Origin of the sequence: Algoriphagus chordae (genome assembly GCF_003254055.1) — a bacterium.
Taxonomy (GTDB): Bacteria; Bacteroidota; Bacteroidia; order Cytophagales; family Cyclobacteriaceae; genus Algoriphagus; species Algoriphagus chordae.
Genome location: NZ_QKZT01000016.1, coordinates 94749 through 109990, shown reverse-complemented (window position 1 = coordinate 109990; position 15242 = coordinate 94749). Strand labels below are relative to the sequence as shown.

Sequence of the window (15242 nt, the reverse complement as noted above, 5' to 3'; positions counted from 1 at the left end):
CTAAAAAATCGAGCTTAGCTTTTCAGTAGCTCATTGTACTTTCTCGCATTATTCGGATCAACTTCCAGTAATAATTCGACAGCTTCTGTCCGGATCTCCAAAGAAGCATTTTTCAAAACTGCGGCAAGCTCATCACTTTTGGCGTCCATAAATGAAATAGTGAATATCCCATTTGGCTGAGTTTTATTTGCTTCTGCCAAAATCTTCAGTGCTTCGAGAATATTACCATATGCTTCTTCTGGACGAATCAAAAGAATATCCATTCCCTGACGATGATACAAATAATAGGCATCACGAATGACAGAGAATACCGAAGAAATATAAATGTCATTATTTAAGGCATATCGATTTCGGCGATCTGAGGTGCTCTGCGCCCATCCAGGACGTCCAGATTGCTGCGCATTGTTGACGATATCATTGGCTGCAGCAAAGAAATCAGAGCCTCCACGACTTTCGTAGGAATCGTAATCCAAACCCAATGCGATCTGCGCATAAAATGCCAGCAAGGAACTTATGTTATTCAAATATGTAAACCTGTTGAATTCCAAAGGCTGAGATTCTATATAGTTAAAACTCCAGTTCCTATCGGCAAAATTGAAGAGTAAGCTTTCATAATTTGTACCATAAACAGGTCTCACAGTCTGGATCTGCACAGTTGCATTATAAGTCCCAACCTGTGGCACATCATTGATCGTAATTAGCAAATTCCCCTTGATTCTTTCTTCAGGACGAAATTCATCGGTAGTCCAGGATCTACCATTGAGAAATTGCTCAAAACTGGTCTTCATTTGACTAAATATATCAGTATTCTGAATTCGTGCTCGCTCGCTATTGATGGTCACCGTAAAGTTCAGCTCTTGCGAGAAGCTCAGAAAGGAATAGCACAGGAAGAATAATAAGAAAAGTGCCTTTTTCATGTGCCTGAATCTACCATGCAATGGGCCCATAGCCTTTCGCTCCCATACAGCTATCGGGATTAAGTCGGGAGAATCTCGCAAACGACTATTCATCTCTCCACCTGTTGCTTTGGACTTGCTCAATTTCATAGACTTAAAAATAATGAAATATCTAGGTTCAAACCCAAACTGGAAGATTTTTGATTTGATCCAGGATCAGTTCAGCTATTTGATTTTTTGGAGCAAGCTCAGATTGCACCGATAATCCAGCGGCATCAAAAATGTGCACTTTATTGGTATCCAACTGAAATCCAGCTCCAGATTCCTTCATTGAATTGAGTACAATTATGTCGAAGTTCTTCTTTGAAAGCTTCTTTTGCGCATTTTCCGCTTCATTCTCAGTTTCCAGAGCAAAGCCAACATGTACTTGGTTTGGCTTTTTCTTAGCTCCTAAACTTGCGGCAATATCCACGTTCTTTACCAATGAAAGAGATAGTGTGGCATCACTTTTTTTGATTTTCTCTGGAGAAACATCCGCTGGAGCGTAGTCTGACACAGCTGCTGCAAAAACACAAATATCCATTTGAGCATGAATTCTGGAAGCAGCCTCATACATTTCCTTTGCTGATTTGACATCTACCCAATGGAAATCATCCTTGTTCACTTTCAATGATATCGGACCCGCAACTATATAAACCTCCGCTCCTCTTGAAAGAAATGTATTTGCCAATGCAAGACCCATTTTACCACTAGAGTGATTGCTGATGTACCTCACAGGATCTAGCGCCTCTTGCGTTGGGCCCATGGTAATCAAGACTTTTTTACCAGAAAAATCTGTCTTGGCAGTGAAAAACTCCTCAAGCTTGGAGAGGATATGTTCAGGCTCCATCATCCGGCCTTGACCAGATAGGCCACTCGCCAATTCTCCTGATTCGGCGTCAAGAATTACATTACCGAAGGAGGCTAACTTTTGAATATTTGATACAACAGATGGATGCTTATACATGTCTAGGTCCATCGCTGGAGCCAGCATCACTGGACATCTGGCAGACAGATAGACAGCAGAAAGTAGATTGTCGCAGATCCCATTCGCAAATTTAGCTAGGCTATTTGCAGAGATAGGTGCTATCAAAAGTAGATCCGCCCAAAGCCCCAGCTCCACATGATTATTCCAAGCCCCAGTTTCATCCTTTTGGAACTGGCTTAAAACAGGTCTTTTGGAAAGAGTGGCTAAGGTGAGCGGGGTAATAAAATCAAAAGCAGAAGCGCTCATAATGATTTGCACTTCTGCTCCTGATTTAACTAATAAACGAGTAAGAAAGGCGGACTTATAAGCAGCAATGCTACCTGTCACCCCTAATATGATTTTCTTACCCTTGAGGCTCATAGATTATTCGCCCGCTGGTTCTTCTGGAAGTCTGTGATATACTTTGCCTTCCATGAATTCTTCCATCGCAAGCGTGCTTGGCTTTGGCATTCTTTCGTAAAACTTAGAGATCTCGATCTGCTCTTTGTTTTCAAATACCTCTTCCAAATTATCAACCGTAGAAGCAAATTCGGAAAGCTTAATATTCAACTCCTCTTTCAAGGTATTGGAGATTTGCTTTGCTCTCTGCCCTACTACATGAAGAGACTCATAGATATTACCGGTTTTATCGGCGATTTTATCAAGGTCTCTTGTAATGATGGATGGATTAACTGCCATATTCTTATTTGATTATGTTTCTAATTATTTTCTATTTTTTCTAAAGGCTTATTCTCTAAAGCTCTTGCTTTCTGCTCTTCTACTCGAGCAGCATATTCTTTTTGAAGGTCAGTATGCGCCTCTAACTCTTCAGTAGCTTTCTGTTCAATCTCTTTAACCTTTCCTGTGTAAGCACTATCTGGGTACCTTCGGTAAAAGGAAGTAGCATAGCCAAGCGCATCCTTTAATCGTTCTTCCTTTTTAGCGTATGCACTATTCTCTGCATATCCCGTACTCACCTCTACTAACTTGTATGCAAGTTCTTCATTATGCTCACTCTCAGGATAGTCCTTGGCAAAATTCTGAAAGTTTATAATGCAAGCACGATAGTAATCTCCAGGATACAAGCCATCTTTCAATCTATAGTACATGGATGATTCCATGTAGGCTTTCAGCTCAAATCTTTCCTGTAGATCGACTAACATATCCATCGCCCGCTCATAGCTAGCTGAAGCTGGAAATTTGGTCACAAATTGCTGAATAGCAGCTACTGCTTCCTGCGAACTTTGCTGATCAAGATTAGCATCTGGAGCATCCAAGTAAAGTGCATAGGCATTCATAAATAATGCTTCTTCTGCTAATGGACTCCTATTATATGTTCTATAGAACGTGCTGAAATATCCAGCTGCTTCGATATATCTTTTTGTCTTGAAATGGCAATTGGCATAATTATAATCGGCCAATTCTGCCTTCTCAGATCCTCTTATTACCGGTAAAACCTTATCGTAAAGGATAATAGCTTTATTATATTCCCCTTCCTGATAATATTTGTTTGCACCAGCATACAACTCCTCCCAGTTCGTGCTCTTCTCAAGCTTATTGAATGGGCCACAGGAACTTGCAGCAAGTATAATAATCAGTAACAGAATGGATTGTACGCGCATTTTCATTTTCAAGACCGCAAATATACGGGATAATTATTCGGATTCAAATGGATGATGGGTGGATAGTCAAGTCTTACTTCTTGACAACGAGCTTCTTGGTCACTATATTCTTATTATCTAAGAAAAGAGTGTAGAAATATATCCCAGGATTGAAATCAGACACATTAATTGGTAATGTGTTTCTTTCTGGATCAAGTTCAAAATCAGCTATGGGATTACCAATGAAGCTATTTATTGCAATTCTAGCTTTAACAGCCTGATTTTTGATATTATAATCAAATTGTGCGATTCTCACACTAGGGTTTGGATACACATCGCTTAAAACGATATCCTTGTAATCAAACTCATCCACCTTGATAGCTGGATCATTGACTTCGTATCTAGCTTCAACGACAAACAGGTCTCTCAAATTGCTCTCATTTACAAATGATAAGTCAAAAGAGCCTCGGGTCTCAGCTATACCCATTTCAAAATCCAGATACAAATCTGTCAATATTTCACCTGGCTCTAATGTCAATTTGATTTTTGCGATTTCTTTTTTGGGATCGTAACAATCCTCTCCAATACAAATTCTTACTTTTTGGGAAGAACCAATATTACCTCGAAGGCTTTTGAGAATGTAAGTTTTGACTTGGTCTGTCTCGTTCTGAAGGATTACTGTCTTGCGTTTGGTAGCACCTAAATCTCCTCTGAATTCTAAGCCCTCACTCAACACACGCACCTGTTGCGCGTCCGTCAATACCGGAACCGACAGCCAAAGCCATGTAAAAAGTATGAGTAATCGTTTCATGTAGAGTTTTAATCGATACGCCTTCAGTTGTTGTAACTGTATTCAATATACGGACAAAATTAAGCCAATGGCTATCTAATCGAAGAAAAATGCGGTTAAAATCTGTTAACCTCTATAAAATTTTTTCACAGTCAGCACGTTACCTGTTTTCCTCAGGCTCTAAAAATGGCAATAAATCGTTTTTTTTTGGCTTCCAACCGCGTTTTTCTAGTGATTTTAGGATTTCTTCATCAGTAGGCAAAACCAATTTCACATCAGGATCATTAAATAAATTATCTGCATCAAGATCAATTTCTTCTGGTTTTCTCCAAGCAATTATATCATCCATAGTCGGCCGTTCCTCATACCTCCAAATAAACCCTTCAAGCCTAGAATTCTCCTCGTTGATCAGTTGAAAAGGCGTGAATTTCCCATCTGGTTTTATCCCGTAGGTAACACGCTGAATAGCACCATCTTTAAACCTGAGTTTGATATTAGCACTCAGCGTTTTATTGATTCCTTGGGAAAGCGTATCAGCTTGGACAGCAAAGTATAATGACTCTCCATTGCCATCGATGTCGATCTTATCCATTTGCCCAGCTACAAAATAACCGATCATGGTTCGGCCTTTCATTTGATTGAAATTTTTCAAGGTATCCTGGGTGATCACAAACACCTTATCCTTCATAAACACTCGGTCAAGTTCCTCATTGGCCAAGTAAAAAACCATGCTATCTGCAGTGATCTGACTTTTTTGGTTCCACATCACGGGATCTTTGAAAAGCTGTATGGAAGAATCAGGGTAATTGTAAACTAATGAATCCGCCACCCCAGCCAAGTCAGACTTTACCAATTTAATAGAACGAAAGGCTAGCAGATATTTCATGGAATCTGCTTCACCATCTTGAGAGATCAAGGTATCTGCAGCCATAAATAAGGTATCTGTTTCAAAGTATTTTCTAACCAAGGCATTTCCATGAACCAAACTATACTTGCGCTCGTCCCAATACTCCCCTACATCACCAAAAATCTCAACCTCCCTTTCCTTGTTCAACACACTTACATCTTCCTTCCCCTCATAATAAGCCTCTAACTCAGAGTAGTATAATTCTTTTGCTTTTATTCTACTCGTTTCTGTTTCTACCACCCCTTCATAAAACCTAAACTTTTTAGCTTGGGTATCATAAAAACTACCCTCCTGGGCATCTAAGGTATTTCCTTCTTTGGAAATTAGATTGGTCAATCCTATGGTTTCTGCCGTCTTGGGAATCGTCATATAAACCAAGTCATTGGTCTTCATGGTGTAATCCGGATTCACAAGCACCACATCTTTTTTGAATGTAATCTTCTCGATATTCACTTCATAAGTGCCGCGCTCGCTGGTGAGAACATTGACGGAATCAACAACCTTCCCATCGTTATAGTAATAGGCTATATTTCCCAAACGGTCATAATCCAAGTATTCAGTGGTAAGGGTAGTTTCTTTATTAGTGAAAACAACATGATTTCTAAGCTTTGCAAGCTGGGTATTCCCATCGTACTCGGCATAGGCACTGGTGGTCTGTACAGGATCATTCACATCCACTATCCGCACGTTCCCAAATAGTCGTGCTTTATTATCTGCCCTAAAAAAATGTGCCGAATCACAATAAATCAAGGTATTCTGATGCTTCATTTCTACATCACCCAGCAAGCGCTCAAAACCATCAGAACCAATCAAATCATCAGCCATATTAATCTCTAACACAGATTTATCCTGTGAGAAAGCAGGCGTCGCAATTCCCAAAAAGCCCAGAAGAAGAATAAAACTTGTAAGTACTGTAAATCTCATATTGGATCGAATGTGGGCAAAATTAGCAGAAAATGATATTTTTGATCAATGGTTGAAGCTTTTATCCGGCATATCCGGAACAAAACAATTTTAGATCCCTCCAAAACCTACCTATTGGCAAGCAGTGGCGGAATGGATAGCATGTGCTTAGGCAATCTTCTTATCCAAGCAGAAATCCCTTTTGAAATAGCTCATGTCAATTTCCGCTTGCGAGCAAAGGAAAGTGATGAAGATGAAGATTTTCTTGGGATATGGGCGAAAACTAATGGTAAAACATTCCATGTTCATCATGCAGATACTTACGCATTCGCATCAGAACGAAATATCTCTACGCAAATGGCAGCTCGAGAGATTCGCTATGATTGGTTTGAGAGGTTAAGAGCCGAGCGAAAATTAGATGGAATCATCCTGGCACATCATGAAGATGATCAGATTGAGACTATTTTTCTGAATCTGCTTCGAGGTACCGGCATCGAAGGGATATATGGCATGGCCGAGCGAAGAGGCTGGTTGATTCGTCCCCTACTACCCTTTGGGCGACAAGAAATTCAAGACTTTGTTCTGGCAAATCAAATCGAATGGCGAGAAGATTCTACCAATGAAAAAACTGATTACAAGCGAAACAAGCTTCGGCATATCTCTCTACCCGCACTTTACTCCAGCGCTGAGGACGCTAAGTCAAATTTGCTAAACAGTTTTGCGAGATTAAAAGATACAGGGAAGGCTTTTACCGCGCTTTTTGAAAGTTGGAAAAAGGATAAGGTCAAAGAAACTGACGGACTTCAGATTCTCTCCCTAAAAGATATTTTGAGAATAACAGGAGCTGCCTCCTTACTTTATTTTTGGCTTCGTCCCTACGGCTTCAATTCCGATCAGTCACAGGATATTTTAGAATGCTGCCAATCCGGTGACTCGGGCAAATTATTTGAAAGCCCTAGTCATCTACTCAATCTGGATAGGAATCAGCTTATTTTGGCTCCAATTCCGCAGGATTTTGATTCCATATCCATTTCTAAAAACGACATTGACTTTATCTTGCCAGAGGGGAAATACGAAATTCTGAAACTGGAAGGAAAGGAAGATCTGGACAAGACTAGGCAAAACGCAATGCTTGATCTGGAGCGACTAACTTTCCCTTTAGAAATTCGAACTTGGCAAGAAGGTGATCGATTTATACCTCTTGGCATGAAGAATGCAAAGAAAATCTCTGACTTTTTGATAGATTTGAAGGTGCCTGTGGTAAAAAAACACGCGGTAAAAGTATTACTTTCGGAAGGGCAAATTGCCTGGGTTATAGGTTTTAGAATCGCTGATTGGGCAAAATCAACAGCTGCCACCCGAAAATTACTTTATCTAAAAAAACGATAAGAAATGCGCAATCCATTTTCTAAAACATACACTGAGTCAGAAGAACAAATGTTCAGCTTTCTGGGACAGATCAAATTCTTTGAGCGCTTGAAAAACAAGGAAATGTCACGATTCATTCCCGCCATGCATCATCGGAAATATGTGAAGGATGAGGTAGTTTTCTTCAGCAAAGACCCGAGTCAGGCGCTCTATTTAGTCAAAAGCGGAGACATTTGCCTCACCATAGATATCAAGGACAGTTTCGAAACAATCCTCGAAGTGAAGAGAGGTGAAGCATTTGGAGAAAACTCTTTGCTCGAAAATGCTAAAAGGACATACACGGCACTTATTGTATCTGATGAAGCAGAATTATTAGTGATTCCTCATTTTGCGATGCATGAGATTTTTGACAGCAACCCAAAGATCAAAGCAAAGATGATGACATCCCTCACAGAATACTATAATCAGAACAATCAGCGCCTTTTCCGTTCTTACCGAGAATCCTTTGGCTTCTTCTCTCTCCGCCAAATGTTTGAATAGCATCATTTAAACACCTTATTTCGCATTTGTCAAAAAACCTTAATTACTTCCAAAGTATTCGGAGCTCTGTTTCGAATCCTAGGCATTGTTTAATAACTTAGCGCCGCTTTTTAACGCAAAATATTCATATTAAAATCTATAAATCTAATGAGCAAAGTAACCGTAGTAGGAGCTGGCAATGTAGGCGCAACATGTGCTGACGTATTAGCTTATCGCGAAATCGCTGAGGAAATTGTACTAATTGACATCAAAGAAGGTGTAGCTGAAGGTAAAGCACTTGATATTTTCCAAAAGGCGCCTATCAACCAATACGATAGCCGTACCACTGGAAGCACTAATGATTATAGCAAAACTGCAAATTCAGATGTAGTGGTAATCACTTCTGGTCTTCCTCGTAAGCCAGGCATGACTCGTGACGATTTGATCGAAACCAATGCTGGTATCGTGAAGTCTGTGACTGAAAATGTAATCAAGCATTCTCCAAACGCGATCATTATTGTGGTTTCCAACCCACTTGACGTAATGACTTACCAAGCGCATATTACTGCTGGTACTTCTAGAAACAAGGTGATCGGTATGGCTGGTATCTTGGATACAGCGCGCTACAGAGCTTTCCTTGCTGAGGAGTTGAACGTATCTCCAAAAGAAATCCAGGCTATCCTTATGGGCGGTCATGGTGACACCATGGTTCCTCTTCCTCGCTATACTACAGTAGCTGGTATTCCGGTGACTGAGTTGGTAGCTAAAGATAAGCTTGACGCGATCATCGAAAGAACTAAATTCGGTGGTGGTGAGCTAGTGAAGCTTATGGGTACTTCTGCTTGGTATGCTCCAGGAGCTGCAGCTGCGCAAATGGTAGAAGCTATCTTGAAAAATCAAAGAAGAGTATTCCCAGTTTGTATCAAATTAGAATGTGAATATGGAATCGACGATTGCTACCTAGGTGTACCAGTTATTCTTGGCAAAAACGGTGTTGAGAAAGTATTGGAACTAGACCTAAATGCTGAAGAAAAAGCACTTCTTGAGACTTCTAGAGGTCATGTGAAAGAAGTAATGGAAGTTTTGAACAAGCTAGGTAAGTAATTCTAGCAATTTTATACAACAGACCTTAGATTCTCTTGCTTTAGTAAGGGTTTCTTAGGTCTGTTTTTCGTAATATGCCGTCTGAATCATCCTTGAGCCTGTGAAGATCTGGAAAAGCCTACTTATACTTTTTATTACCATTCTCCTAGCTGGAGGTGGATTTTGGATCTACAAATCATACTTTTCTTCCCGTCAAGTCAATAGCTTGGAGGTTATTAGCCAAAATGCAGTTTTCGTCTTCGAAACTTATGAAGGTGCTGCACAATGGAATACCCTAGTCAATGATCCCGTATGGGAAATCTTAAAAGCATTCCCAGCTTTTCAACGATTATCTGATCAACTAATCACCTTGGACAGTCTGAATGGTGGATCGGGGGAAATCGCCAAAACTATAAATGGCCAACAAGCCACGATCAGTCTTCACTCTACTGGTATTGAGACTTTCGAATTGCTATTTACAGTAAATCTCAAGCCATCGACTGCTACAGATTTCATAGACGAAATCAAATCCCGCATCCCCTCGGGCTCCCGGTTTCAAACAAGAAAATACACTGAGCAGGATGTGTTGGAATATTACGATTCTGAGAACAATCGACTTTGGAGCATTGCTTTACTTGGCGATCTAGCCGTAATTTCACCCTCCTCTTTTTTGGTGGAAGAAGCCATCCGCTTTTATGTCAATGAAGATCAACAAAGTCTATTCACTTTGGTAAAATCCATTCCTTATAACACAGAAGCACAAGGAAGACTATTGCTAGAAGGCAAAGGATTGGCTAGCCTCCTCAAAGGAATCGGAGGACAACGAGAGAGCGCTGCTATAGCAGGCTTGGAAATAATGCCAGGGGTGGTTGCCATGGATTTAATGCTATTGGAAAATCAGATGGTTTTCAAAGGACCGGTGGTTTATGACGAGGAAGTGAACTTCACTCCTTCTATTCAAGCTAACCTTGCTGCTTTCGAAGAAGTCATCTCTAATCGTACACTCGCACTCACGCAAATCAATGTGGGTAGCATTTACGAGACACAAAAAATCACCAATCGTGCGTTTACAGCACGGGCAACTTTTAGCGGAGACATTCAGCGAAAACTTCTAGACAAGGGATTTCTAGATAGTTTCACTGGAGAATTATACCTACTCGATCTAGAAAATGCTGGTGGAGTTGACCAGAATCTTGCGCTTCTCGCCAGAACTAGAGATGCCCAACTTGCCATCCAGCAACTCAAAGAGTTTCAAGAAAGCGAAAGTGATGAGGGTTCCGATTTCTACTCAGGACATGAGATACTGTACTTTTCTGAGGAGGATTTTCCTGCGCATTTATTTGAGGGGAAATTCCCAGGATTTGGACAAACCTTCATTACCTCAGAAAATGAGGTACTGATTTTCACTAATTCCCAGCAAGCCATGAAGCTAGTGCTGGATGATATAAATGCTGGAAACACCTGGGGAAAATCCTCCAGAGCTCCAGCTGCTAAAAAGGACTTGAGTCCAACCTCAGGCTACAGCAGAATGTATTTCACTAATCAGATTTGGGACTCCTGGATTAAAAAAGCAAATCCTTCATGGAGTTCTTTCCTACAGAAGTACGCCGAAGCTTTCCAATCTTTCCCATGGGTATCTTTCAAAATCAACCAACTCCAAGACAGAACTGAGGCGACCTTAAGCTTTCCCTATGATGGAGAAGCCAAACCTAACATTGAGACTACAGATGCGATCTCCTTACAGCCAAGCAATCGAATCTCCTTTGATCAGCGCTTAATCTATGGACCAAAGTCCATCATTAATTATCAAGACAATACAGAAGATCTGCTAGTGCAAGATCAAAATAATGTCCTCCACTTGATCAATTCTGCTGGTCAGGAAGTTTACTCCGAGCAACTTACTGGCCCTATTGTATCAGAAGCATACCAAATAGATTACTACAAAAACGGCAAACTACAATTGCTAATTGCTACTGAACAAAAGATCTATGGTATTGACAGACTAGGCAATCCACTCTCTGGTTACCCATTCAGTGTTGATGGTGAAAAGATCAATCAGCTCAACCTGGTCGACTACAGCAATTCGAAAGACTATCGCTATTTCATTAGCACGGCAGAAGGCAATTTGTTTTTGACTGATAAGACAGGGCAAAAACTGGAAGGATGGGACCCAAATCGAATAGGAGCGCAGACTATCGGAGCTCCTGCGCATTACCGAGTTCCTGGCAAGGGAGATTATATGGTGGCTTTGACTGATAACGGCAAACTCCAAATTTTCAATAGAAGAGGTGAAAGTCAATCAGGCTCTTCCGTAAAACTGGGTGAATCCTTTAATTCTGGGTTAGTTTCTTGGAGAGATCCTAGATCCCGATCTACTCAACTCGTAGGAATCACCAAAAATGGAGAGGTAATTCATGTGAATTTCAACGGAGAAATCGGGTATAGGAACCAGTTGATTAAAAATGATCGAGATAGTGAATTCCTACTTGTCCCAGATCAAAAGCAAAATGATTTTGTATATATCTCTCGTCAATTCAACGAGGTAAGTGTATTGGACCGAGAGGAAAAACCGCTGTTCAGCACACGAGTTTCGGATGAGAATCTGATTTATCAATATTATGATTTCGGCTCTGAACGGCAATTATTCGCAATTACAGACCTCAATCAAGGATTTTGCTATCTCTATGATCTCAAAGGTAATCTACAGACCACGATGCCATTGGAAAGCACAGGCAAAATCCAAATCAGCTATCAGTCTTCACTGGGACAGTATCTCATCAGAACTGTAAGTGGATCTACCTTGACCGAATTCCAGTTGGCAGATTAGTCATATTCTTGATTCGCTTGGGCATGGTCTTACGAATGGCTAACTTGCGAAAAATCCCCACAACTTATGCTAAAAAAGTGCTTCCTGCTAGTAACCTTACTTATTTGGATTAGCAGCCATTCTTTTGCTCAGCTGATTTCAGACAATCAGGATAGGTATAAGCCGGGCAGTTCAGTCAACCTGAGTTCTCCTTATCATACTTCCCTTTCATTTTTCTATAATCTAGAGGAAGAACATTACCAGCCTGAAAACGCAGCCAAAACCCTCGACCTATCTGAAATCAGAGATCAAAATGGACAGCGTCTTGCAGTAAAACTTAAGCAGATTTTTGAGGGAAATGGAATTTTAATTCGGACAAACGAAATCCCAAACGAACAAAACTACGCTGATAGCACCTCGACTACAGAAGGGAATATCTATTATTTCGACAAACTCAAATTGCCTGGAATCCTTCTGCAAAAGACTGGAGATAATTGGAAATTTTCTGCATTCACAGTAAGTCGCATTGATGAACTTCATTCAGACACCTATCCTTATGGCACGGCAAAGCTGCTAAACATCTTACCGAAGATTGGCAATCAGGAGTATTTAGGACTTCATCTTTGGCAGTTGGTAGGTTTATTTATCCTGTTGTTGCTGGTATTCCTCTCACATTGGATCTTTACTTTATTGGTAGATAAATTCCTGCTGTACATATTCCAGAGGTATGGTTATGGAAAAGTAGGTGAAGATTACATCCTGCCTGTAGCACGTGTGGTCAGCATCTATTTGATCGTAGTGTTGCTTTCTCTTTTTATTCGGGTTCTGCAGCTGCCTATAGAAATTTGGTCTTGGATTTTGATCGTGCTTCGCACCTTAAAACCATTCTTGATCACCATCATTTTCTACAAGTTGGCTAATGTCGTCGCCGCTTACTTCACCAAGCTTGCGACTAAAACGGAATCTACACTCGATGACCAATTGGTGCCATTGATGCGAAAGACGCTCAAGGCTTTTGTGATTATCGTAGGAACCTTATTTATCCTCAGAGACGGCCTCAATCTAGATATTATTCCATTCCTGACAGGTCTTTCTATAGGTGGTGTTGCTATTGCTTTGGCGGCACAAGACACCATTAAGAATTTCTTTGGCTCGGTTATGATTTTTATCGATCGCCCTTTCCAGGTGGGTGATTGGATCACTTCCGGAGATATAGATGGAACAGTAGAGGAGGTAGGATTTCGATCCACGCGTATCCGGACTTTCAGGAATTCTCTGATGTATGTGCCAAATGGGAAAATAGCTGATTCTATTCTCGACAATCATGGTTTACGCCAGTACAGAAGGTTCTACACGACACTGACTATCACCTACGACACGCCTCCGGAATTGGTCGATGAGTTCGTGAAAGGATTGCGAGAAATCGTATTAGCCCACCCAGACACACGAAAAGACGGATTCCATGTCTATTTCAATAATCTATCATCCTTCAGCCAAGACGTTATGTTTTATATTTTCTTCGAAGTCTCTACCTGGGCCGAAGAATTGAGATGTAAACATGAGATTTTGATCCAGATCGTGAAGCTAGCTAACTCCATCGGGGTACGTTTTGCCTTCCCTACGCAGACCTTGCATATGGAATCTTTCCCTGAGAAAAAGACACTTGTGCCAGACTACGACGGTGGATATGAAGCGAAAGTAACAGACTTCGTCCAGCGAGAATTAAAACGTAAGGGCAAGTAAAAAGTAAGATTCTATTTCACCTCAAAGCTCCGTAAGTAAATCGATTCTCCTTGTGCTGAGATCGTTTTTACTTTTATCTGATATTTCCCTTTTAGATCGGGAACTACGATTTCAATAGCATTAGCTATTGAAGTTTCAGGAATTTTAGACCAATATAGGACTGTCCTCCAATCCATTATATTTTGGTCAGAATTAGGCGCGTTAAAGAGCGATTCAGTTGACACTACTTTGGGTTGAATCCCTTCGTAATCCAAATAGATCGCATTGGAAGGTATTGAAAACCCACCAAAATCGTTCTTATAAGAACTAAAACTCATGACTCCAGGGAATCGCTCCTCATTCAGGTAAAACTCCCTTGTCAGCACATCAAGTTTTTCGAAGCCTGCAGGGTTAAATGCGGCAAGTCTATCCGAATCGAAAATGGGTAATGCATCAACCAGCATCAATGGATTGGAATCAAAACTAGCATTTAAGACATCGTCTAATGCTCGAAATTCTTTCTTCTTTTTGATAGTTTTCACCGATATCTCCTGAATATATTCTTTGATCACCGTCTCTACTGTCTCGAATCTGGTGTAATCATCCAATAGGTAAGTGCGATCTTCCACAAAACCAGTGACAACAGGGGATAAACTTGAATCAAACTCATTAACAAAATAGCCTTCCACTTGCCCACCCTTCAGCAAGTCTTTCAGTAGATCCTGATCAGCAGGACTTATTTCAAGCTCAGGAAAAATAAAACTGCTTTTGAAATGAGTAATGGGAGCCGGTGATATTATTCCAAAATCTAATAAACTTCCATTTTGGTTAGCTTGAGCAACCAGATATTTCCAGTTTTTCATCCCTCCTGCATCAAAGAACATACTACCATCCGCATCAGGCCTGTCTGTGAAGAGTGCAGATTTTTCACCGTGAAGCGACAGGTAGTACAATTGTGTAGTGTCTACAGATGCGCCCTCCACTTGAGCTTCTATTACATGCCCAAATAGCTCAGGAACCAAGCTATGCTCATCTATAGACTCATAAGCCCTCGCTGAGGAAATCATACCTTGTTCACTCAAAAATGGGTTTTCTGCAGCTATACTGACCTCAGCTATCTCACCCTGTGGTAAATCTATTTTCAATAAAGCCCCTGGCTTAGCATCTTCTCGAGACAAATTTATTTGAGTGGACTCTTCGCTGGTAGGAACACTATTTCTCTCCGCAACTACCGTAGGTGGTATTGTTCTATTGAAAACGGTAATGAATTGCTGTACGAGTCCTTCTTCCAAATTTTGGTATGGGCTAACTCTGGTAAAAACACGCAGCAGGTAATTATCCGATGGTAAATTCGTTGGAAGCAGAAGAAAGTTGAAACTCCTTCCTTCTTCCAAAGGCATTTTAGCAATGGCAACAGATTCATTATATCGATTGACCAACTCTGCGTAGATGACCTTAGACTCCGCTGGAGAACTGTCCTTCAAGGCCTCAGCTGACAACCAAACCCGTTCGCCTCCAAAATAAATTGTCTTGGGAGTCGAAAAACTAATGCGCTCAGCATCTTGCCCCTGTGCAGATGATACCTGACAAAAGCTAAAAATGAGTAAGAAGGACCCGAAAATCTTATACGTTAAGCTCATA

General features: G+C 40.8%; 12 protein-coding genes. 5 read left to right on the top strand and 7 right to left on the bottom strand.

All coding sequences use genetic code 11. From position 1 onward, the window contains the following. Positions 1 to 14 precede the first annotated feature (14 nt). The 6 genes from porD to LV85_RS16465 all read right to left on the bottom strand — a co-directional run bounded on the left by porD (position 15) and on the right by LV85_RS16465 (position 6124). Positions 15 to 917 (bottom strand): type IX secretion system protein PorD, encoded by a 903-nt coding sequence (porD, locus tag LV85_RS16490; RefSeq protein WP_111321484.1) that lies wholly within the window; start codon positions 915 to 917, stop codon positions 15 to 17. A gap of 157 nt (positions 918 to 1074) precedes the next feature. After that, on the bottom strand, positions 1075 to 2283 hold the full coding sequence (coaBC, locus tag LV85_RS16485; protein ID WP_111321433.1) for a bifunctional phosphopantothenoylcysteine decarboxylase/phosphopantothenate--cysteine ligase CoaBC: 1209 nt from the start codon (positions 2281 to 2283) through the stop codon (positions 1075 to 1077). 3 nt (positions 2284 to 2286) lie between these two features. After that, positions 2287 to 2601: a DNA-directed RNA polymerase subunit omega gene (locus tag LV85_RS16480; RefSeq protein ID WP_111321431.1), complete on the bottom strand. Its 315-nt coding sequence runs from the start codon at positions 2599 to 2601 to the stop codon at positions 2287 to 2289. Positions 2602 to 2621: 20 nt separating this feature from the next. After that, the gene (locus LV85_RS16475) at positions 2622 to 3530 is read right to left on the bottom strand and encodes an outer membrane protein assembly factor BamD (protein WP_170125630.1); all 909 of its coding nucleotides are present in this window, start codon (positions 3528 to 3530) and stop codon (positions 2622 to 2624) included. 67 nt (positions 3531 to 3597) lie between these two features. Next, positions 3598 to 4314 carry a T9SS type A sorting domain-containing protein gene (locus LV85_RS16470; protein ID WP_111321429.1) on the bottom strand — a complete coding sequence of 239 codons (717 nt, stop codon included), beginning with the start codon at positions 4312 to 4314 and terminating at the stop codon, positions 3598 to 3600. A 139-nt stretch (positions 4315 to 4453) separates the two neighbouring features. Then, positions 4454 to 6124, bottom strand: a complete 1671-nt coding sequence (locus LV85_RS16465; RefSeq protein WP_111321427.1) for an OstA-like protein — start codon at positions 6122 to 6124, stop codon at positions 4454 to 4456. Between the two features lie 48 nt (positions 6125 to 6172). Between LV85_RS16465 and tilS the strand changes: the two genes are divergently transcribed. The 5 genes from tilS to LV85_RS16440 all read left to right on the top strand — a co-directional run bounded on the left by tilS (position 6173) and on the right by LV85_RS16440 (position 13622). Beyond that, entirely contained in the window at positions 6173 to 7492 is a 1320-nt protein-coding gene (gene tilS, locus LV85_RS16460; RefSeq protein ID WP_111321425.1) for a tRNA lysidine(34) synthetase TilS, read from the top strand. Positions 7493 to 7495: 3 nt separating this feature from the next. Continuing rightward, positions 7496 to 8011, top strand: a complete 516-nt coding sequence (locus LV85_RS16455; protein ID WP_111321423.1) for a Crp/Fnr family transcriptional regulator — start codon at positions 7496 to 7498, stop codon at positions 8009 to 8011. A 147-nt stretch (positions 8012 to 8158) separates the two neighbouring features. Then, entirely contained in the window at positions 8159 to 9094 is a 936-nt protein-coding gene (gene mdh, locus LV85_RS16450; RefSeq protein WP_111321421.1) for a malate dehydrogenase, read from the top strand. 100 nt (positions 9095 to 9194) lie between these two features. Continuing rightward, the gene (locus LV85_RS16445) at positions 9195 to 11900 is read left to right on the top strand and encodes a hypothetical protein (RefSeq protein ID WP_111321419.1); all 2706 of its coding nucleotides are present in this window, start codon (positions 9195 to 9197) and stop codon (positions 11898 to 11900) included. 66 nt (positions 11901 to 11966) lie between these two features. After that, on the top strand, positions 11967 to 13622 hold the full coding sequence (locus tag LV85_RS16440; RefSeq protein WP_111321417.1) for a mechanosensitive ion channel family protein: 1656 nt from the start codon (positions 11967 to 11969) through the stop codon (positions 13620 to 13622). Between the two features lie 11 nt (positions 13623 to 13633). On the opposite strand, the gene LV85_RS16435 is transcribed toward LV85_RS16440, so the two are convergent. Beyond that, positions 13634 to 15241, bottom strand: coding sequence for a hypothetical protein (locus tag LV85_RS16435; protein ID WP_111321415.1), 1608 nt, complete (start codon positions 15239 to 15241; stop codon positions 13634 to 13636). Position 15242 lies beyond the last annotated feature (1 nt).